The 24,497-nt window shown below is 33.8% G+C and carries 13 protein-coding genes and 4 pseudogenes; 7 read left to right on the top strand and 10 right to left on the bottom strand.

The genetic code is table 11. The annotated features are described in order from the left end of the window. Positions 1-200: 200 nt before the first annotated feature. The 4 genes from obgE to AAGD29_RS01410 form a co-directional block, all read right to left on the bottom strand. Positions 201-1,205, bottom strand: coding sequence for a GTPase ObgE (obgE, locus tag AAGD29_RS01425; protein WP_341758233.1), 1,005 nt, complete (start codon positions 1,203-1,205; stop codon positions 201-203). Between the two features lie 416 nt (positions 1,206-1,621). Beyond that, positions 1,622-2,548 carry a S49 family peptidase gene (locus AAGD29_RS01420; protein ID WP_341758232.1) on the bottom strand — a complete coding sequence of 309 codons (927 nt, stop codon included), beginning with the start codon at positions 2,546-2,548 and terminating at the stop codon, positions 1,622-1,624. Between the two features lie 3 nt (positions 2,549-2,551). Next, the gene (locus AAGD29_RS01415; RefSeq protein WP_341758818.1) at positions 2,552-3,247 is read right to left on the bottom strand and encodes a TlpA disulfide reductase family protein; all 696 of its coding nucleotides are present in this window, start codon (positions 3,245-3,247) and stop codon (positions 2,552-2,554) included. Between the two features lie 183 nt (positions 3,248-3,430). Beyond that, a complete protein-coding gene (locus AAGD29_RS01410; protein WP_341758231.1) occupies positions 3,431-4,057 on the bottom strand; it encodes a dioxygenase in 627 nt (208 codons plus the stop codon). A 471-nt stretch (positions 4,058-4,528) separates the two neighbouring features. On the opposite strand from AAGD29_RS01410, the gene AAGD29_RS01405 reads away from it, so the two are divergent. The 5 genes and pseudogenes from AAGD29_RS01405 (at position 4,529) to AAGD29_RS01385 (ending at position 12,808) form a co-directional block, all read left to right on the top strand. Continuing rightward, positions 4,529-5,053: a DUF3576 domain-containing protein gene (locus AAGD29_RS01405; protein WP_410521163.1), complete on the top strand. Its 525-nt coding sequence runs from the start codon at positions 4,529-4,531 to the stop codon at positions 5,051-5,053. 39 nt (positions 5,054-5,092) lie between these two features. Next, positions 5,093-7,663 (top strand): leucine--tRNA ligase, encoded by a 2,571-nt coding sequence (gene leuS, locus AAGD29_RS01400; RefSeq protein WP_341758230.1) that lies wholly within the window; start codon positions 5,093-5,095, stop codon positions 7,661-7,663. A 6-nt stretch (positions 7,664-7,669) separates the two neighbouring features. Continuing rightward, positions 7,670-8,698, top strand: a complete 1,029-nt coding sequence (locus AAGD29_RS01395; RefSeq protein ID WP_341758229.1) for a DNA cytosine methyltransferase — start codon at positions 7,670-7,672, stop codon at positions 8,696-8,698. Further along, positions 8,699-9,619: pseudogene (locus tag AAGD29_RS01390) on the top strand (HaeIII family restriction endonuclease). 222 nt (positions 9,620-9,841) lie between these two features. Further along, entirely contained in the window at positions 9,842-12,808 is a 2,967-nt protein-coding gene (locus AAGD29_RS01385; RefSeq protein WP_341758228.1) for a DEAD/DEAH box helicase, read from the top strand. A gap of 37 nt (positions 12,809-12,845) precedes the next feature. Here AAGD29_RS01385 and AAGD29_RS01380 read toward each other — a convergent pair whose 3' ends face one another. Then, the gene (locus AAGD29_RS01380) at positions 12,846-14,042 is read right to left on the bottom strand and encodes an MFS transporter (RefSeq protein ID WP_341758227.1); all 1,197 of its coding nucleotides are present in this window, start codon (positions 14,040-14,042) and stop codon (positions 12,846-12,848) included. Positions 14,043-14,439: 397 nt separating this feature from the next. Between AAGD29_RS01380 and AAGD29_RS01375 the strand changes: the two genes are divergently transcribed. Together AAGD29_RS01375 and AAGD29_RS01370 are read left to right on the top strand one after the other, a co-directional pair. Beyond that, positions 14,440-15,888 carry a UDP-N-acetylmuramoyl-L-alanyl-D-glutamate--2,6-diaminopimelate ligase gene (locus tag AAGD29_RS01375; protein ID WP_341758816.1) on the top strand — a complete coding sequence of 483 codons (1,449 nt, stop codon included), beginning with the start codon at positions 14,440-14,442 and terminating at the stop codon, positions 15,886-15,888. A 236-nt stretch (positions 15,889-16,124) separates the two neighbouring features. After that, positions 16,125-16,340: a hypothetical protein gene (locus AAGD29_RS01370; protein ID WP_341758226.1), complete on the top strand. Its 216-nt coding sequence runs from the start codon at positions 16,125-16,127 to the stop codon at positions 16,338-16,340. A gap of 446 nt (positions 16,341-16,786) precedes the next feature. Here AAGD29_RS01370 and recF read toward each other — a convergent pair whose 3' ends face one another. From recF to mfd, 5 genes and pseudogenes are all read right to left on the bottom strand, one after another. Beyond that, a complete protein-coding gene (gene recF, locus AAGD29_RS01365; RefSeq protein WP_341758225.1) occupies positions 16,787-17,869 on the bottom strand; it encodes a DNA replication/repair protein RecF in 1,083 nt (360 codons plus the stop codon). A 612-nt stretch (positions 17,870-18,481) separates the two neighbouring features. Then, positions 18,482-19,300, bottom strand: a pseudogene (locus tag AAGD29_RS01360) (magnesium chelatase domain-containing protein); the annotation flags it as partial. After that, positions 19,300-20,292, bottom strand: a pseudogene (locus AAGD29_RS10195) (IS5 family transposase). The pseudogenes AAGD29_RS01360 and AAGD29_RS10195, both read right to left, overlap by 1 nt. A 65-nt stretch (positions 20,293-20,357) precedes the next feature. Then, positions 20,358-20,879: pseudogene (locus tag AAGD29_RS01345) on the bottom strand (AAA family ATPase); the annotation flags it as partial. Positions 20,880-21,110: 231 nt separating this feature from the next. Next, entirely contained in the window at positions 21,111-24,491 is a 3,381-nt protein-coding gene (gene mfd, locus AAGD29_RS01340; RefSeq protein ID WP_341758224.1) for a transcription-repair coupling factor, read from the bottom strand. Between the last annotated feature and the right edge of the window lie 6 nt (positions 24,492-24,497).

Raw genomic sequence — 24,497 nt, 5'->3', positions numbered from 1 at the left:
TTAAATTTTTATCAAGTCGTGGTTTACTGTGAATGTTAAGCTAGAGATTTTTTGTTATTTCTCTAAACCAATTTGGTTTTTTATTTTAAACTTTTTTTTAATTTTTTAAAAATCATAGTTGATGACATCACCCCTAATGGCTATGATACTGAGCCTACTATTAATTTATTACATCGATACTCGAGGTTATATATAATCAATCATGCAAACCTTTGATTTGTGTTTTTTACGTTTTCAAGAGCTTTTTTAATTACCCTATTTAATCCAGTTCTTGTATAGCTAGACACTACAAAAATTTCCTCACTAGTAATTTTTTGCAATTCTGTAATTTTATCTTTAATTTCTTCTTCTAACAAAACATCGCACTTATTCAAACAAATTATTTCGAGCTTATTTTTTAATAAGCTCGAATATGATTCAAGCTCGTTCCTAATAGTTCTATAATCAGCAATCAAATTATCACTTGTTGCTGATATCAAATGAATCAATAAATTACATCTCTCAATATGTTTTAGGAATTTATCACCGAGTCCATGTCCTAAGTGAGCCCCTTCTATTAAACCTGGGATATCAGCTATCACAAATTCTTCATCATCTACATAAACCACACCAAGATTAGGGCTTAGTGTGGTAAATGGATAATCAGCAATTTTAGGTTTTGCTGATGTCGTGGCTGCAAGGAAAGTCGATTTCCCTGCATTAGGTAGACCTATAAGACCAACATCTGAAAGTAGTTTGAGTTGTAAATTTACCCACATCTCTTCTCCCACAACACCTTCAGTCCTACGTCGCGGAGCTTGATTGGTAGATGACTTAAAATGGCTATTACCAAGCCCGCCTTTGCCTCCCTTAAGAATTTCAAAAGTTTGTTCATCGGAAGTGAAATCATATAGTAGAACATCGCCATGTTCTGAGAATATTTGTGTTCCTACTGGTACTTCTAGGAGTAAAGCAGGTTTAGACTTACCACTACGGTTTGAGCCTTTACCATTCTCACCATTTTCTGCTTTAAAATGCAGTTTATATCTAAAATTTACTAAAGTATTAAGATGAGAATTGCACTTAAAAATAATGCTACCACCACGACCACCATCGCCACCATCAGGTCCACCCATATCAATATATTTTTCTCGATGGAAACTAATCGCCCCATCACCACCATTACCGGCTTTTAAGTATATTTTAGCTTCATCGATAAAATTCATAATATATTATTGTAAGTTGAATTAGTATGTCATATATGGACAAAGTCCATGCAATCATACCTATTTCCTCTTATGTCATCCCAGCGTAGGCTGGGATCTAAAAAGGTTTAAATAGTCTTCTAGGCTATTTTTTTAGATCCTCGCCTACGCGAGGATGACATCGATGCAAGGATGATTGCATGGACTTCGTCCATATATGACATCGTTTTTGCCCTTGTTAAGTACCATTACTTATGTTGGCGGTTTTGATCCACGCTGGTATACTGCTATGATTTCAAGAGTTGGGTAGACGAAGGTCAACTTCAAGAAGAGCTAGGAGTGTCAAAGTCGAGCAGCGGAGCGTACATTAGTACGTGAGCAGCACAGATCTTTGACACGACGACGCCAATTCTTGAAGTTCACCGAGTATATTCCCATTACCGTATATTAAACCTATCATAACTAATCTTATTCTCTACCGATTCAATCAATGTATCAGAAAATTCTTGCACGAAATCTTGCCTTACTATACCAACCCTCTTCTTAAGCCACGATTGTTTAGCAGATATATATTTAATAGTTACATCACCATATTTCTGTTTTATGAAACTATACATATCATCTATACCATCAATTAAACCAAAATCAACAGCAGTTTCCCCAGACCAAAATGCTCCATTAAATAAAATATCATCTTCTTGTGTTAACTTACCAATACGACGCTCTTTAACATAATCTATAAAATGCCCGTGAATCTGTTTTTGTATATGCTTAATAATTTCAATATCCTCCTCTTGCACTGGTTGAAATGGATCGAGAATAGATTTATTTTTACCTTCTGCATAAACCCTCCTTTCTACTCCAAGCTTATTAATAGCAACAGGAAAACCAAAACCAGCCGAAACCACCCCTATACTACCAATAATTGAACTCTTAGATGCATATATTTGGTCACCAATGCAAGCAAGCCAATATCCACCAGATGCCGCTACATCTTCTACAAAACTATAAATTGGTATTTTCTTTTCCCCAGCTAATGATCTTATACGTTTGCTAATCAGTTCAGATTGTACAGGTGAACCACCTGGAGAATTGATAGTTAAACATAAAGCTTTAAGATTTTTGATCTCAAAAGCTTTGTCAATTAACTCATTTAGTGACTCAATGCTGAGTCCTGATTTTACTGAACTTACTTTACCTATAATCCCACTAAGTCGAAGAACAGCAATTACCGGCTTTGATGCCTTAGAACCTATTCCAGGTAGTAATGAAAGTAATTGTTCTAACTTACCTATTTGACGTTTAGCAATTACCTGATCAAATTTTGCCTCAGCAATTGAACTTTTATTATGTTCTATGTGCATTAGTTACTCCTTATTATCGTTTTTAGAAGCATTATTTTCCTCATTATTCTGTTGTATTTTTGGTTTTTCATCTTTGTTTTCCTGCTCTTCAGACTTTAACTGTTTATTAACCGGTTGATTAAGCGTTTGTTCCCGATAACTATTTTTAGGTTCTGGGTGGTTTCCAGGAATATTTGACAAAATAATATTGCGAATTTCTTCATCATACCAATTAATAGTACCAACAAAACTTACTAACATTTTTCCATCTGGATTAATTAGAATAGCAGTTGGTAGACCAACTATTGAAAAAGCTTTAAATAGTTGATTCTTAAAATCATGGTAAATTGGCAGATATCTTATATCATAATCTTTATAATATTTTTGGATAATTTCTATTCCTTGGTAGTCTTGTGATACAGGAATTATCGCAAATGGCAGCTTTCTAAAATCTTTTTGCAATACATCTAAATCCGGCATTTCTTTAATACAAGATGCACACCATGTTGCCCAAAATACCAATAATATCGTTTTTCCTTCAAAATTATCAAGAGAATATTTTTCTCCTTTATCATCAAAGAAAACCACCGTATCAGGAACACTAGATAAATCAAGCATTTTAACACCTGATTTGATCTGATCTAATGCAAAACTATTAGTGCTGATCAACAAATATGTTACAATTAAAAAAAATCGTTTACTATATTTTCTAATATGCATATAAATAACAAATATATTTCCAATTAATTTATTTATCATCATGAAAAACAATATTTTTTTATCTCTAATATTATTAAGCTGCTTAATCTTAACTTCTTGTGGATTAAAAAAACCATTAGAAAACCCACCTTCAGAAAATCCAGTTGCAGAAGATTGTTGCGGAGGGTGTGAACACTCAAAACATTAATATCTTTTGAAAGTTCGTCCCGGCATTACTACATCAAATTCATACGTTTTAATGCCATCTAGTGCAGTGGACAAAGCATGACTAACTTCTCCGCAATTTTCTAAATTAGCCCTTGAATTAGATAAATATAGCTTTGTTTGTAGCTGTCCAAGATATAGGTGACCGACTCTAATGTTTACATTAGGCGTTTCACGCGAAACTCCACTAGGATATATAGTAATAAAATAAAATTCCCCTTTATTATTAGTAGTAGCGATGCCAGATCCGGTAAAACTTGATTTACTTACAAGGTTTAGCATTTTTTTATTGATACGAGTACGAAGTGGTATGTATGGATATTTTCCGTCACTTCCAACCTGCCATAAATATATTTTTGCATCTGCTACTGGAACGCAATCTTGGTCTAATAATCTACCCTTTACTATAATTTTTATACCACGATAGACTGCTTGTTGTCCTGTCTTTCTAAGTAAGTTATTGGATAATTGGAATTCTTCCGGTTCGTAATCATTCATTGCACTCTTAGTGATCTTACAACAATTAAGCTTATTAGGATAAAACTTAGATTCACTGGCTATAGCAATAGTGGAATACAAACAGATTAAAAATAACAAGTTTTTCATTTTTTACCATTTATGTTTAATAACTTCTATTAGAAGATGGATATTCTACATTTTCTTATAGAGATTTAAATTATCGTATCCTTTATTCTTTTACAACTATATTATATTTATTTTGTTAATTAAAGAACGGGGCTATCCTTTACATCACATGGTTCTTATGGTACACTGAAGCTAAACTACTTGAAATAATACCATTTCCCATTATTAACTACGCTATTTAGTGCTACAGTTGTAGTACTAATGTCAAAACGATGTCATCCCAGCGAAAGCTGGGATCTAATAATGTTTAATAGTCTTTTAGGCTATTTTTTTAGATTCCGCTACCTGTGCGGGAATGACAGCTCTGGGTAGTAACTACAACTGTAGTATTAGCGTAGTTAATAATGGGAAATGGTATAACACGAATTCGGGATAAGAATTAGTTAATTCTTATCCCGAATTGGGGTAAATAGTAAAAAAATAAAATCATTTATGAAAACACACTTAAAACAAACTATTATTGGCATAATGTTAGCTTTATTTCTTTTTCCAACTTCTACAATTGCAAAGAATGGAGACTATCCCAAAACTGTGCAAGAAAGAAATATGGATGAAATGGGGTCGATAGTTGGAGGAGAAGGTTTGGTGTTTAGACCAAGTAGAATCAAAAATGAATCTACCAAAACTGTAGGCTGTAACGTTAATAAATATTTATGGCAAGCTTCTATAGAAACTTTAAGTTTTGTGCCTCTTGCTTCAACCGATTCAGCCGGCGGGGTCATTATTACTGAATGGTATAGTCCAAAAGGACAAACAAATTTTCGATTTAAAATAAATATTTTTATTAAAGATAACGTTATTAGCCCGGATGCCATCCAAGTAAAAATATTTGAACAAACACTTAAAAATGGTAATTGGCTAGACAATCATACTACTTCGGACCTAGCTAATAGCATAGAAGATAAAATTTTAAGAAAATCTAGAGAATTATATATTAGTGCTGAAAGAAAAGAATGATATACTTGCTACAATAAGGATAGTTTACAATACAAATTTATGAGAGATATTGAAAAGAAATGGCAAAAAATTTGGCTTGAGGAAAAAGCTTTTGCTGTAACAAACGATAGCGACAAGCCTAAATATTACGTACTTGAAATGTTACCCTACCCTTCTGGGAAGATTCATGTTGGACATTTACGTAACTATTCTATCGGAGATTGCATAGCTCGTTTTATGAAATCACAGGGCTATAACGTATTACACCCTATGGGTTGGGATGCTTTCGGCTTGCCAGCAGAGAATGCTGCCATCAATAATAACTCTAACCCTAAGGACTGGACTTACTCAAATATCGCAACTATGCGAGATCAGCTAAAATTAATTGGTTTTTCATATGATTGGTCGAGAGAAATAACAACTTGTAATCCGGATTATTATAAGCATGAACAGAAATTCTTTTTAGAACTTTATGAGAGAGGTTTAGCATACCAAAAAGAATCTTTAGTCAATTGGGATCCTGTAGATAACACTGTTTTAGCTAACGAACAAGTAGTAGATGGTCGTGGATGGCGTTCGGGTGCTTTAGTTGAAAAACGACAGCTAAAACAATGGTTTTTAAAAATCACTAATTACGCTGAAGAACTGTTAAATGAAATTGCAAAACTGGACTCTTGGCCTGATTCTGTTAAATCTATGCAGGAGAAATGGATAGGCAAATCAGAAGGAGTAAATTTTAGTTTTAAAATACGCTCCTCCTTATGTCATCCTCACGAAGGCGAGGATCTAGATTCCCGCCTCAGCTCGAATGACAGTGCGATAGAAGTGTTTTCTACTAGACCAGAAACTATCTTTGGAGCAAGCTTTGTTGCGATAGCCTATAACCACCCAATAATTGGGCAATTAGTAGATAAAAATGATGCTATAATATCTTTTATTGAAAAATGTTCGCAATTAGACACTAATGTTGTCGTAGATAAAGCTGAAAAAGAAGGGGTATGTACTAACCTTTTGGCCATTCATCCATTTGATCCTAGCATTACTATCCCTGTTATAATAACAAATTTCGTACTAATGGATTACGGTACTGGAGCGGTCTTTGGATGCCCAGCACATGATGAAAGAGATCATGAATTAGCCAAACAAATGGCATTACCAATAAAGCAGGTAGTAATTAATGAGGATATTCAAATAGACGTATGCTTAGGTGCTTATACAGGTGATGGCATCATGATCAATTCAGACTTTCTGAATGGTCTTGCTGTCCAAGATGCCAAGCAAAAATCTATAGAAGAACTTGAGAAACGTGGTTTAGGCAAACGTACCATTAACTACCGCTTGAAGGACTGGGGGGTGTCTAGACAAAGATATTGGGGCTGTCCTATTCCAATAATCCATTGTTTGACTTGTGGGATCACACCAGTACCTAAAGAACAATTACCAATAACCCTACCAAACGATGTTACATTTGATGGGCATGGCAATCCTCTTGATTCACACCCTACTTGGAAACATACTAATTGTCCAAAATGTCAGAAACCAGCTATTCGTGAAACTGACACGTTAGATACATTTTTTGAGTCTTCTTGGTATTTCACCCGCTATTGTAATGTAGATGCAAAAGATATGACTGACAAACAAGCCTGTGATTATTGGTTACCTGTTGATCAGTATATTGGTGGAATTGAACATGCAGTAATGCATCTTCTTTATGCAAGGTTTTTCACTAAAGTAATGAACGAACAAGGCTATCTTAATATTCGTGAACCCTTTACTAGTTTGCTGACTCAAGGTATGGTATTACATGCTACTTATAAAGATGCCAATAATAATTGGTTGTACCCAAATGAGGTAACAAAACAATCTAATAAATGGGTTCATAAAAATACAGGAGAAGAAGTATTTCAAGGACGAATAGAAAAAATGAGTAAATCCAAAAAGAATGTCGTGGATTTAGAATCAATATTAGCAAACCATAGTGCAGATGCTATCCGGCTATTTGTACTCTCTGATAGCCCACCGGAGAAAGATTGTGAATGGTCAGCAAATGGTCTTGAAGGGTGCAGCCGTTTTATTAGTAAGTTAGAAAATATGGCTGAAGTACTAATTAATAGTGAAATAACAGAAACTCCTAGAAATAGACTGAATAAACTAACAAAGCTTACTCATCACACTATTAAGCATGTTACCAGCGAGATAAGGGAGTTTAAGATAAATAAAGCCATAGCAAGGATGCGGGAACTATTTAATGCGTTGTCAGATGAAATATCTAAGGACAAGGAAGCTGATATTGATAGCATTAAAGAGGGTTTCAGCATCTTGATTATATTACTTAACCCATTTATTCCACATATTACAGAGGAAATTTGGCAAAAATTAGGTAAAAAGCAAAGATTATATCAAACCCCTTGGTCTTCTTTCAACGAATCATTTTTAGAACTAGAATCTTATACTATGACCATCCAAGTTAATGGTAGGCTGAGAGCTACGCATGAATTCGCTGTTGTGGCGAGCAATATTGAAATTCAGAACACAGTAATGCAATTACCCGAGGTGCAAAAATACCTAAGCGGTAAAGAACCCAAAAGAATTATCATAATACCCTCAAAAATAGTAAATATTGTGGTGTGAATAAGGATGAAAGACAATGTCAATAAAAATACTACAGTTAAAACAGCAAAACAAAAAGAATCTGCCTCAAACATTACTCTTATTTCATTATTTGCCGGTGCAGGTGGTATGGATATTGGTTTTGAAAAAGCTGGGTTCAAGACAATTTGGGCAAACGAGTATGATAAAACAATTGCCCCTTCTTATCAAAACTACTTTCCTGAATCAAAGTTTGATGGGCGTTCTATTTTGGATATTCCAGATGAAGATATTCCACTTGGTGCAACAGGTGTTATTGGTGGACCGCCATGTCAATCATGGTCAGAAGCTGGTGCCAAGCGTGGACTTGATGACTTAAGAGGTCAATTATTCCACGAATATATCAGGGTTATTAGGCATGTACAGCCAAAGTTTTGTGTTGCAGAAAATGTTCATGGAATAATCCATTCAAGAAATATTGAATCCTTTATGAATATCATAGATATGTTCAAAAAAGAAGACTATGAGGTTAGTTGGAAGTTGTTAAAAGCAAGTGACTACGGTGTAGCCCAAGATCGCGAGCGAGTTTTTATAATTGGTTATCACAAATCTTTGAACAAAAAATTTGAATTTCCTAAACCTTTGGGAAGCAAAACCACTTTAAAACAAGTGATAGGTGACCTAGCTAATCTAAAAGTTGGAACAACTAGAGAAGTTAAAAATCATGAGCTAATTGATTCAGGCTATTCCCCAATTTTTATGTCGAGAAATCGGGTGCGAGGTTGGGATGAACAATCATTTACTATTTTGGCAACAGATAGACATATTCCATTCCATCCACAAGCTCCTAAAATGATAAAAGTTGATGGACAAGAGTTAAGAAAATTCGCTCCTGGTCATGAAAACAAATATCGAAGATTAACAGTCCGAGAATGTGCACGAATTCAGACGTTTCCAGATGATTATGAGTTCATTTATACCAATATCAGAAACGGCTATAAAATGATTGGTAATGCTGTACCAGTAAATTTGGCGTACTGGGTAGCCAAATCAATTAGAAAGGACTTGGGGGTATAAATGGCTACGCAAACAAATAATGGCAGAGCTTTTGAGTGGGCGGTAGGCTTAGTACTTAAATTACAAACAAATATGTCAATTGAAGAAAATGCCTATTCAGAAATTAATGAGAAAGCATTTTATGAAATAGCAGATAGGGACAAATCTGATTTCCTGAATGCAGCTACTATCGCCATCAAACATATTATGTTGAAAGAAAAGGTCTTCTTTGAATCCGGTAACAATGGATTAATTTCATTTAATAGTGATACTGCAGGTAAGCAGGGTGATGTACGAGATGTGTTGATAACAATAAATGGCAAAACATTCGGCATATCTTGTAAAAATAATCACAAAGCCTTAAAACACCCAAGGTTATCAAGAACAGTTAACTTTATTAAAGAATGGAGTATTGATGACTCTGGCTGTAGTGATGAATATTGGCTCATTGTCACAACAATCTTTGATGAGTTAGCTAAAATTAAAAACGATTCTAATGGAACTGCATTATGGAGGGATGTTATTAATAAACCATCTCGCTTTTATTGACCGATATTGGATGCGTGGAGCAATGAAATAAGTAGAGTGTGTGCCATCAGCGAGATAAAAGAGATTGAACTTTGCAAGACAATTATATCTTTTATCGTTGGACGTTTTGATTTTTACAAAATCATTAGAGAAGGAAAAAAACGGGTTATTGTACAAGGGTTTAATTTAAATAACACCTTATCTATCAAACGTACAAAGCACCCAACATGTATTAATGCAATAAGCAATAAGAATGGTGGTCAATATTCAAAAACCATCGTATTTAACCGTGGTTATAGCATCAACTTTAGAATCCACAATGCAGAAAGCAAAGTAACTCCATCTCTTAAATTTGATATAACTGCTATAGGTTTACCAGCAAATGAAATTTACCAGCAAACCTTTGATTTATAATTATATTACAGGAGAACTTTGGCAAAAAGGAAAGATTATCATAATACCCTCAAAAATAGTAAATATTGTGGTATGAGACTATTAAGTTACAATCATAAGGAATAATTATAAAGTTTTTCAACCAAACTTTATAATAATTATTATTTTACACGAGTTGCAATATACTCTCTTAAAATGCATGCTTAAAGGGCAAACTTCTTAGAACATTAAATTGCTAATAAAATGAAAAAATTAACTACACAAGAAGCATGTGACGTTTTATCAGCTTGGACTGTCTTGGAAATATTAACGCCTCAATCATTTAATAAACCAGAAGACCTAGTAGGAGGAAATAAAGAATTAGTTGTTTTATTAGATAATATACTACCTTGGGAGAATGGCGGCGAAAAATTGCCTTCTTATCTCCAATTATTCTATCAAATAATAATAGGTTCAATTAATCTTAAGAATGTATTTTCCGCTCTAACTAAAAAATATGGTGACACAAATGTAGAAGCAAAATATGTATCAGGGGAAGCCATTATGGGTGTAATTATTGTAGATCAATATGGCCATCTTATTAAAAACGATAGTTCTGTTAATATTTCAAGTTTTGCATGGGGTGCTCCTCAAGCTTTAAAAGGAAATCTTAAAAACTTAGGTAAATGGTCATCAACTGAAAAAAATACCGAAATAGCTCTTGAAACAATCTTGTGTAAAAGAGATAAAAATGGTCAAACGCTTCCTTTGAATAAAATAGTAATAGATGAGGCTCATAATTACCTTACTAATACTTTTGAGATACCAGCAGAAATGCTAATAAATAAACAATTTGCTATCAAAAGTTATGAATCAAGTAAAAAAGATACCCCTACTAAAACTTTACTACTTAACAGCTTTTACCTAAATGATCTAATTAAAGCTAGTAATTTAATTCAAAAGCCAAATGTTCAAACAAACCTCTTGCAGTATTTAGGTGTGAATATCCCATTAAAGCGTTATAATATCCTAGATCCTTCTGTTTTACAAAACATTCCTACAGCAAGATGGCCTGGATTAGGACGACATCCTTTAGTATTACTTCAACAGGCTGTAGTTAATTTATCCATGACTGAACTAAAAGACAGTGGAATTCTTGCAATTAATGGACCACCAGGAACAGGAAAAACAACTTTATTACGTGATATTGTTGCAAAATTAGTCACAGAGCGAGCAGAAGCGTTACTGAAGTTTGCTGATCCTGAAAAAGCTTTTACCGATTCAGGACACAAAATAAAAACGGGACAGAGTTGGTTAAATCTCTATAAATTAGATAAGAGTCTAAAAGGTTTTGAAATATTAATTGCATCCTCTAACAATAAGGCTGTTGAAAATATTAGTGCTGAGTTACCTAGTTTAAAAGCTATTGCAAACGATGCGAATGATTTGCGTTATTTTACAGTTCTATCTGATTTAGTATTTGGATGCAAAAGTTGGGGTTTGATTTCAGCAGTACTTGGAAATATTGCTAATTGTAATAATTTTAGTAAAAATTTTTGGTGGAATAATGATTTTGGGTTTTTAACATATTTAGCAGAAGCAAGCGGAATGCCACAGATATTTGAAATTAAAGATCCAAAAACCGGCAAAATCCTTGAACGTAGAAAACCGAGAATTATTGAAGAAAGTGATCCCCCACATAATCACAGTGATGCTTTAAAACGTTGGAGACAAGCCAGTACAGATTTTAAACATGTATTACAAGCAAGCCAAACTAGACTCTCTGAATTACAAGAAATAAAAAATCTAGTTCAAGATTTAGCAAATCTAGAAAGTGGATCAGAACAGGGGCGAACGTTAGAAGAGCTTTTATTAGAACATTATAAATCAAAACCACATGTTATTTGGCGTATTCTAAATACTCCTTCATTTCGTGCTTGGCAAAAAGAAGGGCAAAGGATTGCCCATAAAGAAAGCCAAAAACTTGTTCATTTTGATTATGTAAAAAGAATTGTACCTACATTTGCTAACAAACTTGGATCTCATTTTATTGATAATAATTTATTTTCAAAATCCCATGAAGAAAGGCATATAGTTTCCCCATGGTGTGACACGCAAACACAATCCTTACGCGATGAGGTATTTATTTCTGCTATAAAGCTGCATAAAGCTTTTATAGACGCAGCAGCAAAACCTTTACGTCACAATCTTGGAGTTCTGATGAGAAATTTTGGTGGCTCTTCTAGTGAAATAGATAAAAAAACCGTAGAACTTTTGCCAGATTTATGGTCATCTTTTTTCCTTGTAGTACCTAGTGTATCAACAACTTTTGCATCTATAGGAAGAATGTTAAAAGATCTCCCTACAAATTCTCTTGGATGGCTTCTTATTGACGAAGCTGGACAGGCTCTGCCGCAAGCTGCTGTAGGAGCTATAATGAGAACAAAACGCGCTATAGTTACAGGTGATCCTTTACAGATAGAACCAGTGGTTACGTTGCCTAACAATTTAACAAAAAGTATCTGTGAACAATTTTTGGTAGACCCAAATCGTTTTAATGCACCAGAAGCATCAGTTCAAACCCTATCAGATTCTGTAACTTCATATTTTTCTGAATTTAATACCAAAGACGGAAGTCGTTTAGTCGGTGTACCTTTATTGGTTCATAGGCGTTGTGCAGATCCTATGTTTAGTATTTCCAATGCAATTGCCTACGAAAATTTAATGGTACAAGCAAAGAGCCCCAACAATTCTCCAATACGTAACTGTCTTGGACCTTCTATGTGGTTTGATGTTCAAGGTCAAGCACTAGATACATGGTGTCTAGAAGAAGGAAAAAAGGTAGTTGAACTATTATATAAATTAAAGAGTGCCTCGATATTCCCAAATCTATATATTGTAAGCCCTTTTAAACTTGTTGCAGGTAATTTACGCAAAATTATAAAAGATCATTATGTTTTAGATTCTTGGATAACTACGGATACGAATCTTTGGCTTAATGAACGAATTGGAACAATACACACTGTACAAGGACGAGAAGCTGAAGCGGTAATTCTAGTATTAGGGGCTCAAGCACCAAACCAAAATAAAACTCGGATATGGGCAGGTAAATCTCCTAATATCTTAAATGTAGCAGTTACACGTGCTAAAGAAGTTATCTATGTTATAGGAAATAAGAGCTTATGGAAAGAAACAGGAGTATTCAGAGAACTAGACTGTAGAATAGATTGATATTTATTATTTAGTAGTACTTCTCCAATTCTTTAAATCATTTGAGTATACTCTTCACCGCCCATATGGTAACTAAAGTAATCATTGCAATATAAACTCCTATGGCTATAGAAGAGCCAGTAAAATGCCAAAGAGCTATGCACACTGCAGGGGTACATCGTCCAAATATTGAAGTACCTAAAGCATCACCAATACTGACCAGCATATATTTATCTGAACTACGGAATAAGCTATTAAGCCAATAATTTAGTGGACATGCAAAAGTTACCCCTAACGTAATAATCCATAAACGAACAAAATTAATATACCATACAGAAGCCTCAGTCATATATAACCATAACGGTACTATGCTAATAAACAAAATGCTAGTACTGATGATCATTACATTTGCAGGGCGATATTTTTTAATAAAATGCCCTACTAATGGAACCATTGCTGCATCTATGATTAATAAAATAGTATTAACACTCATCATCGCCTCCAAAGATATAGGAGTGATAAGAGGGACAAAACTATTCATCACGACAAAAGGTATGACATATGTCATATAGGAAAAACCGCTAACTATAGATACACGTAGAATATTGCACTTATTATTCAATATCACATTTGATGTAGAGTATTTCTGTTCTATTGCTCTTTGAGACGTATTAGAATAACGTCTAAGATAAACCCCTACAATCCCTGTACTCCCTCCTAATATAAAACATAAACGCCAATATTCATGGTAATTAGAACTAATTAGAAGGTTACTTACAAAAGAGGCAATAATAATGCCAAACATTGTTGATAACTCGTATAGATAAGATGCTTGCACCCCTTGAATCTGCGTCTTATTTTCTACAATATGTAATTTGGCAATACAGTGTTCTCCTTCACCAAAAATTGCTAACATCATTCGAATAATGAGCAACATCAATGGTGAAAACCAGCCAATCATTTGATAAGTTGGTATAAATCCTATTGACATAGTAGTAATAGCAACACCTATTAATGAATAGGATAGAGCCAGAGTTGCCCCTCGTTTTTTGACAATTATACTGAAAATTATCGAGCCAACTGGTCTAGTAATGATTGAAGTTGTTAGCACACTATAGGTTAAGATTAAAGCAACTATAGGATCATCTTTGGGAAAAAAGATCATTGATAAAATTGGAGCAAGAAAACTATAAATAGCCGTATCAAAATGATCTAGAGCATTACCTATTAGAATTGATATATCTTTTTTTTGCATAAGAAACCCTAAATTTCTTGTTAACAAATTATCTACTAACTTTACATGGGCTACTATATACTGCTATGATTTCAAGAGTTGGTAGACGATAATATACTCAAATGATTTGAGTATATACGTGGTAAACATCATAGTACCCTACATTTTTCTATAATCGTCATCGCGAGGCATCTTTAGATGCCGTGGCGATCTAGGTAAACAGCGAAGCTGTTTTTTCTAGTACGCTTCGCGTATCCTAGATTGCCGCATCGCCGCTTTCAGCGACTCCTCGCTAATAGATGATCAGCAGCCATTTTAATAGTGGTTATATAAAAAATGTAGGGTACTATGGGTAAACATACACATAAAAACTAATTAGGCTATATTTAAATTGCAAAAATTATTTGACTATTTAACAATTACCTCTCAGATTGAGCCTAGAACTTTATGTTGCGACTCTAGACTAGTTAAATCAACTAGTCTATTCTTCGCCATTAAAGGAGCAAGTTCGGATGGTAATAAGTTTATTGATGATGTAATAAACAAAGGAGTAAAATTCATTGTTACCGATGATGCTGAAAGTTTGAAAAACCCTAACATTATCGCTAATGGTGTACATATAACGCTTGTGAGTGATGCACGGGTGGCACTAAGCCAAGCTGCTAATATTCTCTACCCTTTATTACCACAATATATGGTAGCTGCTACTGGTACTAACGGTAAAACCTCGGTAGTATCCTATTGCAGACAGCTATACACATTGCTAGGAGCATCCAGCTGTTCTATTGGTACTATCGGTATAGAATGTCCTGAAAATTTCGATTTAACACCCATCCAAGAGATTTTAGATAACTCCCCTGCCCTCACTACCCTTGATCCTGTAACTTTCAGACATATTTTACATAATCTAGCTGAGAATAATATAAGATATGTAGCTTTTGAAGCTTCCAGCCATGGTCTAGATCAAGAAAGATTACATGGTATAAAAGTAGATGCTGCCTGCTTTACTAGTTTTAGTCAAGATCATCTTGACTATCATAAAAATATGGATAATTATCTTTTAGCCAAGCTAAAATTATTTACAGATAATTTATCGCAGGCAGGAGTTGCTGTATTAAACTCGGAAATAGAACAATTAGATTATATCAAAAGTTATTTACAAGAACGTAATATAAAATTTTTAACCGTTGGTATGAATGGTGATCTGAAAATTATCGACAGCACAATTTGTACTTATAACGGGCAGAAATATAATTTTACTACCGATATAGTTGGTAGTTTTCAAGCAACCAATTTGCTGATTGCCGTTATGATGGTGCATTTGACTGGCTTTCCTTTTGAACAAATTATATCGAAATTACCACAAATTAAAGCAGTTAAAGGATGTTTAGAGAGAGTAGCTAATAGCAATATTTTTATTGACTACTCTCACACTCCAGATGCCTTAGAAAAAAGCTTGCTAGAACTAAAAAAAATAAAATCAGAAATATACTCAAATAGGGGTTCATTAAAAGTAATTTTTGGCTGTGGGGGTAATAGAGATAGTGGCAAAAGACCATTAATGGGACAAGTTGCTGCAAAAATTGCAGATAGAGTTATTATCACTGACGATAATCCAAGGAATGAAGACCCAAAATTCATACGGCAGCAAATTATACAAGGTATTATAGCTATCACTAATAGATATATAGAAATAAATAATAGAAAAATTGCAATTACTGAAACAATAAATAATTTACAAGAAGATGATATTTTGCTAATTGCCGGCAAAGGTCACGAAAATTATCAAATAATCGGTAATAAAAAACTACCATTTAGCGACTTCGATATAGCCAAGGAAGCTCTACAAAATAGAAAAAGATTTTGAATTAAAAAATATCAACTAATAATAAAATTATATGCAAGTTTCTAGAATATTATTAGCCCCCTTCTATGTGATTCTACCATCCTTATTAACTATACATTTTGTATATGCCACCCCATTTAACCATCCAGAAACATGGAAAAAAGTTGATATCTCAAAATTGCTTAAAACATCTACAATACACCATATAGAACCTATGAGAAAATTTCTCACGGAGAAAGGTAAAAAAGTGGAATTCAATGGAGAAGTTTTTTTTAGTTACTTTAGATGATCAGGTAAAAGCTGTTTTTAAAAAATTAGACTTACCTATTCTTAGAAAGATTTTTACAGCAGCAAAAGGTTCTGATTTTTTAAATAATTCTTACCTTAATGCTATATTAGAACGCCGTGATCAAGTTTTAAGGCATTGCCTTAAAATTAACCGGAAGTTTGATGTAACTTACCTCAAGTATTGATGTAAGACATCGGTTTAATAGCCTAGGGACATATACGATGAAACGATGTCATTCCTGCGAAGGCAGGAATCTAAAGAAATAGACAAAAATGGTGCTTTAAACATTTTAGATCCCAGCTTTCGCTGGGATGACATAATGGCGGTGACATCACCCCTAATAGGGATGATTACTTGAGCCTACTATTAATTTATTACATCAATATTTGAGGTTAACTTGTTACATCGAACTTGCGGGATATATATAGTGAAGCCCATAGGATTAGGTGACAAAGAACATAACAATTCTAAATTGTCATTCCCGCGTAGGCGGGAATCTAGACACCTGCTTTCGCAGGTATGACACAAAATTTGTATCACCTAATTCAATAGGTTTCACTATATAGAAACAATCAGGTTTGAAGCGGCTGCCCACCTGATTGTTAAATATTAAATAAGAGAAATTTCATCCTATAATTTTATTAATTCTGCTTTTTTTGTTAAAGATTCTATGCCATTTAAGTCAGTTGCAGTCACCCATAGCTGTAATCCTAATTCTAGGAAGAAATCAATTAAGTACTGCCTCCTTTTGTTATCAAGATGTACAAAAACCTCATCTAACAGTAAAATAGGCATAGCAATGTTTTCTTTAATAGAATAATTAACTTGGGCAAGTATTATGGCAATGAGCATAGCCTTCTGTTCACCGGTGGAACAGTGTTTAACTAAGGCATTTTTTTCTTTATGAATAACTACAAAATCACTTTTATGCACTCCAAAATTAGTTCTATTAGATATCTTATCACGAACACGAGACACCACTAACTCATTTTTTATAAAATCAATATCTATTTCAGAATTTCTTAATATTATATCTTCTATAACCCCATTAATCGATAAAATAGCTTTAGGAAAATCATTATCCAAATCATTGATAGCTTTTTGCATATGTTCTAAAATTTTTAGCCTATTAATAGCGATCTCAATTGATAATTCCGCCATTTTTTCTTCAACCACTCTTAGCCAATTTGTATCCACTTGGTCTTGTGCTAGTATTTTGCTACGTTCATACATGTAATATTCGTATTTACTAACTATTCCTGCATGCGATGGATTAAAGTTATAAACAATCCTGTCAAAAAATTTACGCCTATCGCTAATACCGGAAGAAAAAATACCTTCCATTTGGGGTGTAAGCCAAATCATAGCAGAGAACTTACTTAGTTCATTATTTTGTATTTTAACACCGTTAAATTCCGTAAAACGTCTATTAGATTCACGCTTTAAATTCGTTGAAATTTCAACTAAGCCAAGTTTACTGTGTAATAATGCATAAGCTAAGCAATTATCTGCTCCCCTTTGACAAATATCATCTAATTTGGCTGATCTCAAACCTTTACCAGGTGAAAATAGTGATATTGATTCTAGAATGTTAGTTTTTCCACTACCATTCCCCCCTATTAGTATAACAGGATTATTACCAGCACTAATATCTAAATTCTGAAAATTACGATAATTTAGTAATTTTAATTTTTGTAGGTAAATATTATGCATAACTTATTTAAAATAGTGAGAGAAAAACCAAATCAACCCAATTAATACTACAGTTGTAGTACTAACGTCAAAACGATGTCATCCCAGCTTAATAGTCTTGTAGGCTATTTTTTTAGATTCCGCACCGAAGCGGGAATGACATCTTCTCGACTTCTTTTCATGACTTTTAAACTGCCATGAATTATATAACTCAATAAAAACTTGATTATCAAGTTTAAAATGCATTCGTAAAACCGCTTTAAGAATGCATTTTTCCTTATATTAAAGCCATTAATTCGATGTAAGACATCGGTTTAATAGCCTAGGGTGGTCCCTCTGCTCCTTCGAATGTAACCCCTGCTAAGGTAGCGGGGTCTAAAAAAATAGCATAGAAGGTATGTTATACATTTTTAGACCCCGCACTGAAGCAGGGGTGACATAATGGCGGCAGGGGTGACATCACCCCTAATGGCGATGATTACTTGAGCCTACTCTTCTGCTTTGAAGAATTGTCTTTTGAAAATATCAGGAACTCGCGTACTCATGTGCTAAATGTACACTCCGCTTACTCGCCCCTCATTTTCAAATCCAATTCGTAGGATCATTCAAGTATACCTCTACTCTGAATTTTAACTATATCAACTCTTTCAATTCTTTTATATTACTAATTGGGCAAATTAGGTTATTACTTAACTTTTCAAGTTTGGAGCAAATTAATTTATTGAATCCTAATTTCGTTGCTTCTTTTATTCTCATTTCTGCTGCATTGACTTTTCTTATTTCACCAGATAAACCAATTTCTCCAAAAAAAACACTATGTTCTAGCACAGCTTTATTATTTGCTGCAGAAATTAAAGCAGCTGCAACAGCTAAGTCTGAAGCTGGTTCTGAAATTTTAAGCCCACCAGCAACAGTTAAATATACTTCCTTAGAAGTTAAGTTAAGACCAAACCGTACATTAAGTACAGCTATTATCATTGATAATCTATTTAAATCCCATCCTACAACCGAACGTCTTGGCATTGGCATATTGGAAGGAGCAATTAATGCCTGAATCTCAATTAATAACGGTCTAGACCCTTCAATTCCAGCAAATACCGTTGTTCCGCTAACATTTTTATCCCTTTTCATCAGAAATAGCTCGGAAGGGCTAGAGACTTCCTTAAGACCACTAGCAGTCATCTCAAAAACACCGATTTCCCCTATTCCACCAAATCGATTTTTAATAGAACGCAAAATACGAAAATGACTATTATGATCACCTTCAAAATATAGTACGGTATCAACAAGATGTTCGAGTAACTTAGGACCAGCTAATTGCCCATCTTTTGTCACATGACAACTAAGTAAAATAATAATATTATTTTGCTTAGCATAGCTAACCAATTCATTAGCACAGGTCCGAATCTGCGAAATAGTGCCAGGTGGTGATGATAGTGTGCGAGTTACCATTAGACCTCATTCGAAACTGGTTGACGTAGTTCAAAATTATAAATGCCAGAGATCAAATTAAATCTAAGACCAAATCTTTTACGTCTATTTCGATATTTGTCAGCAATAATTTTGAACCGTTTTAGCATACCAATAACGTTTTCATTTAGAACTCTTTCTCCTGCTAACCTACGATTATTCTTTTTATCATTTTTAGTTAAAGGATTTTTCTTGCTTTTTTTCTTTGGTAATTCAGAATTATTGTGAATTTTTTGTATATACTCGATGAAAATCAACAATTGCGTTGTTGTTGTCCAAGACCTGCGGTGCTCACGTACTAATGTACGCTGTGCTCCTCGGCTTGGACACTCCTAGCACTTGTTGATTTTGATCTTCGTCTACCAACTCTTCATTTACGAGCAGTATACCTTGATATCCTGTATCAGTAATCGCTTTAACCTTAGGATGGATAAGAATTTTGGATTCCTTAAATAATCTAAAGTCATGTTTTTTACCGTTAGAAAAATCTGTACATATTACTTGGTGTGTTTTCTTGTCTACCACTATTTGAGTTTTTAGTGTATGCCTTTTCTTCTTTCCTGAATAATAGAATTTTTGTTTTTTTTGGGTCTTTCTATAGGACTCTCAGTAGCATCAATCAAGACTACTTCATAATTCATATCACTCTTCATTAGAGCTTTACGACCTGGAAGAGCAAAGTTTGGGTGTTTAACTAGGGTGTCTTCTACCCATTTAACAGCTTTATATGCTGAACTTTCACTAATCCCATAGTTCTGACCTATATGGAAATAAGTACGGTATTCTCTAAGGTATTCTAAGACCATCAGCAACTGTTCCTCCAAATTGAGCTTATTTTTACGCCCACCTTTTGATTTCTTAAGACCATCAGCTTGCCTCAAAATATCCACCATCTTTGAGAATGTTCCCTTCTTTACTCCTGTTAATCGACGAAATTTTTCATCCTCTAACTCTTTAATCTGATCGAATTTCATATTATTACTTCAAATCAGATATTTATAACACCATTCTACATCATTGTCTAGTTTCGAAAGAAGCCTATTGTCTGAATTGAATCGATTACTACTAAATCAATATTGTTCTTATCAGCATCAATAGTTGAGATAATATCTTCGATATTAGTGGCAGCTAAGATAGATGTTGTTTCATTATTAAGACCTAATCTTAAGGCTCTTAGCTTTATTTGGTCAATGGATTCCTCACCAGTTACATATAAGCAATTCATTCTAATTTTATCACAAAAAGAACTTGCCACTAAGTGTAATAATAAAGTTGATTTACCAATACCAGGATCACCACCAATTAAAATTGCTGAAGAGGAAACCAACCCGCCACCCAACACCCTATTTAATTCATTTATAGGTGTAGGAGTACGTAATGATTCCACAACAACACCATCAAGTTTTTGTATTTGTTGTTTATTGCCTAACCTAACTTGTACTTGACTAATTACCTCTTCCTCAATCGCTCCCCATAAGCCACAATCAAAACATTGTCCCGCCCATTTTGATGTACTATTACCACAATTTGTACATATATATTGCTTTTTAATTTTACTCACTTTCCTAATTTTTATTCCTAGTTAACCTAGTACTACAGTTGTAGTACTAACGTCAAAACGATGTCATCCCAGCGAAAGCTGGGATCTAAAAATGTTTAAGCACCTAATCCTCGCTACTTCTTTAGACCCCTGCCTACGCAGAGGTAACATCCGAAGGGGCAGGGATCACAACTTTCAACAGTTATGGACATTAACCCTAGCAGGAATGACATAATGACATCCTATATGGTATTATGCCACCAATAATTGCTCCAACAGACTATTTGCTTCCTCTATAATATCCTTTCCTACCAATGTTTTGGTAAATACTAACTTAGTATCCGGTTTTATTTTGGTTTGCTGAGGATATTTTATAACAAAATTTCTAATCTTATCAGCTATATCTGATTCTTTATAAAATTTTAAAACAAATCCTCGATCACCAGAGTCTAAATTTTCAATATTAAGCTTACTGCATTTATGCTTTATTTTTACTATATTAAGTAGATTATTAAACTCGGATGGGATAGGACCAAAACGATCAACCATTTCGTCCTTAAAATTTTCAATATCTATATCATCAATTAAATTTCCAACTCTTCTGTACAAACTTAGTTTAAGAGCAGAATCTGCAATATAATTATCGGAAATGAAAACAGGTAATCCCAAATTAATTATTGGAACAAAAGCTTTTGGTTGCTCAATAACTTCATCCTTAAGAATTGCTATTTGTTCATCTAACATCTCCTGATAAAGTTCCACTCCTACTTCTTTAATTTGCCCAGACTGCTCTTCTCCTACCAAATTGCCAAAACCACGTAAATCCATATCATGGCTGGCAATGGTAAAACCAGAACCAAGAGTACAGCTACTCTGCATTATTTCTAGACGTTTTATTGAATGTGCGGTCATTTTCTTATAATTAGCTAAGGTTAAATAGGCATAACCTCTGACTTTACTTCGTCCTATCCTACCCCTGAGCTGATATAACTGACTCAAACCAAGCATATCAGATTTATGAATAATCATTGTATTAGCTTCAGCAATATCTATACCTGACTCAATTATTGTGGTAGAAACGAGTATATCAAACTTACCATCACAAAATTCGCTCATAATCTCATCTACTTTGGCAGCTGGCATTTGGCCATGAGCAACTTTGTATTTTAGTTCAGGTACAACCTCCTGTAAGTATTTCTCTATATCCGGGATGTCCTTAATTCTAGGCACTACATAGAAACTTCTACCACCACGGAAACGTTCTCTAAGTAAAGCATCTCTAATAATCACCGGATCAAACGGCGTAACTGTTGTCCGAACTTCTAGCCTATCAATCGGTGGTGTGGCAATGATACTAAGGTCTTTCAGCCCTACCATAGACATCTGCATTGTACGAGGAATTGGTGTTGCCGAAAGAGATAGAACATGCATTGTAGTTCTTAGTTTCTTTAAATGTTCCTTTTGAGCAACACCAAAATGTTGTTCTTCATCAATTATTAATAATCTGAGGTTACTAAATTCTATATTCTTACTCAGCAAGGCATGTGTACCAATTATTATATTAGCTGTACCATTTTTGATTTGTTCTTTAACAATTTTAGCCTCACTATTGGTAACTAGGCTAGATAATTGTACTATATTCAGCCCTAAATCCTTAAATCTTTTACGAAATCTTAAATAATGCTGCTTACCCAGAATAGTAGTTGGTACGACAATGGCTACTTGAGGAGGGAGGTCACAGTTTGATTTAGCTACCATAAAAGTTGCCCTTATGGCCACTTCAGTTTTTCCAAAACCAACATCACCACAAATTAATCTATCTATTAAAAGACCTGAGTCAAAATCTTTTCTAATATCATTTATAGCATTTAACTGATCTTCAGTTTCGGTATATTTAAATCTCTGACAGAATTTGTCATATTCTTCATGATCAAACTCTATTGGATTAGTTACAGTTAATTTCCTCTTAGCGGCTATTGCTAATAATTGCTCGGCAATTTCTGTAATACGATTCTTGAGCTTAGCCTTACTTCTTTGCCAGCTACTGCTACCTAACTTGGCCAGCTGTGCTTCACTACTACCATATTTTTTAATTAGCTCTATATTCTCAACAGGAATATATAATTTATCATTATTCTCATATAAAATTTTTAGGAAATCATGAGCTTTGCCTTTAACATCTAGTGTTTCAACATTAAGAAATTGACCGATACCATGATCCTTATGAACAACTAACTCTCCTTCACCTAAATTATCTAATTCCATTAGAATGTTTTTAAGCTTACGTTTAGCACCTTGCTGACGAACGTTTACCGCACTTTTTCCTAAAATATCGTGAGCTGCAATAAACAAATATTTATCACTATAAAATCCTTGACTAAGCTGAACATATGCAAGATTTATCACAGCAATTTTTGCCTGTTGTAGATTGTCTATCTCGATATATTCTCGAGAGTAGCTATTTATCAAGCTCTTCAGTCTTTCCAAATTACTTTTAGACTGACAAAAAATAATTGGTATTTTAGTATTATTGTTCTCTATAATTTCAAATAGTTTATCAAAAACTGTCTTATCCTCAATAAAACTAGTTGCAATAATTTTTTCTAATGAATATGCATAAGATGAATTTTCAGGACTAATTAAAATATTCTTATCCTGTTCTAGTAAAGTTTGTATTTCCTGACTGGTAAAGTAAATCTGCTCAGGAGGCAATGCAGGATAGAATGTGTTTAATTTTATTTTATTAGACTCAATGCGGGATCTGTAAAGATCTGTATAATTATTCTCCTGCTCAAGAATTGATTGTAACGACAAATTATCATAAATAATAATAGGATCATCTAAATAATTAATTAAACTACTGAAAGAATTATAGAATAAAGGAGATAAATGTTCATATCCTTGAAATTTTTTTCCTTCAATTACTGATTCATATAAAGGGCTATTCACGTAATTAACACCAAAAGCTTTTAGGTAATTATCTCTAAAATTCTTTATTGTTTCTAGATTTAATATTACCTCACTGGCAGAATTAATTATTAGCTCCGTACAGCTATTAGTAGAAATTTGGCTATCAATATCAAATTCTCTTATTGACTCTATGTGATCCCAACTAAAATTAATACGATAGGCTTTATACCCTGGCAAAACTATATCTACTATCTCTCCTCTTACTGAAAATTCACCACTATCAATGCTACTACTACTCCTTGTAAAACCATTATGTACTAGGAACTCAGCGAGCTTGCCCGCTGAAAGCTTCATTGTATTATGTAATTTCAGAAAAGACTTAACTAGGAATTCCGAAGGCGGTAATTTGCTCAGTAAATTCACAGAATTAGTAACTACCAATTTTTTTTCATTATTAGTTGCTAAATAACTTAGTGCATTAGCTCTTTCTGATAAAATGTTAGACTGTGGTGAAATGCGATCATATGGTATAGTATCAAAACTAGGAAAATATAATATATTACTAGTCTTAATGCTTTGTGCAAAAAATAATAACTGTTTATGGCTATTAATTGCATCATCTTCACTGGCAAAAATAAGTAAAATATTCTTGGTTGGTTTATTTGAGAAATACTCATTAGCAAAAAAACTTTTTGCACTGAGTGGCAGCGGTTGTTGTATCATTGTTTA

The organism is Candidatus Tisiphia endosymbiont of Ditula angustiorana, assembly GCF_964026425.1.
Taxonomy (GTDB): Bacteria; Pseudomonadota; Alphaproteobacteria; order Rickettsiales; family Rickettsiaceae; genus Tisiphia.
Note: the sequence above shows the minus strand (reverse complement) of the source record. Positions and strands in the feature narration are given on the sequence as shown.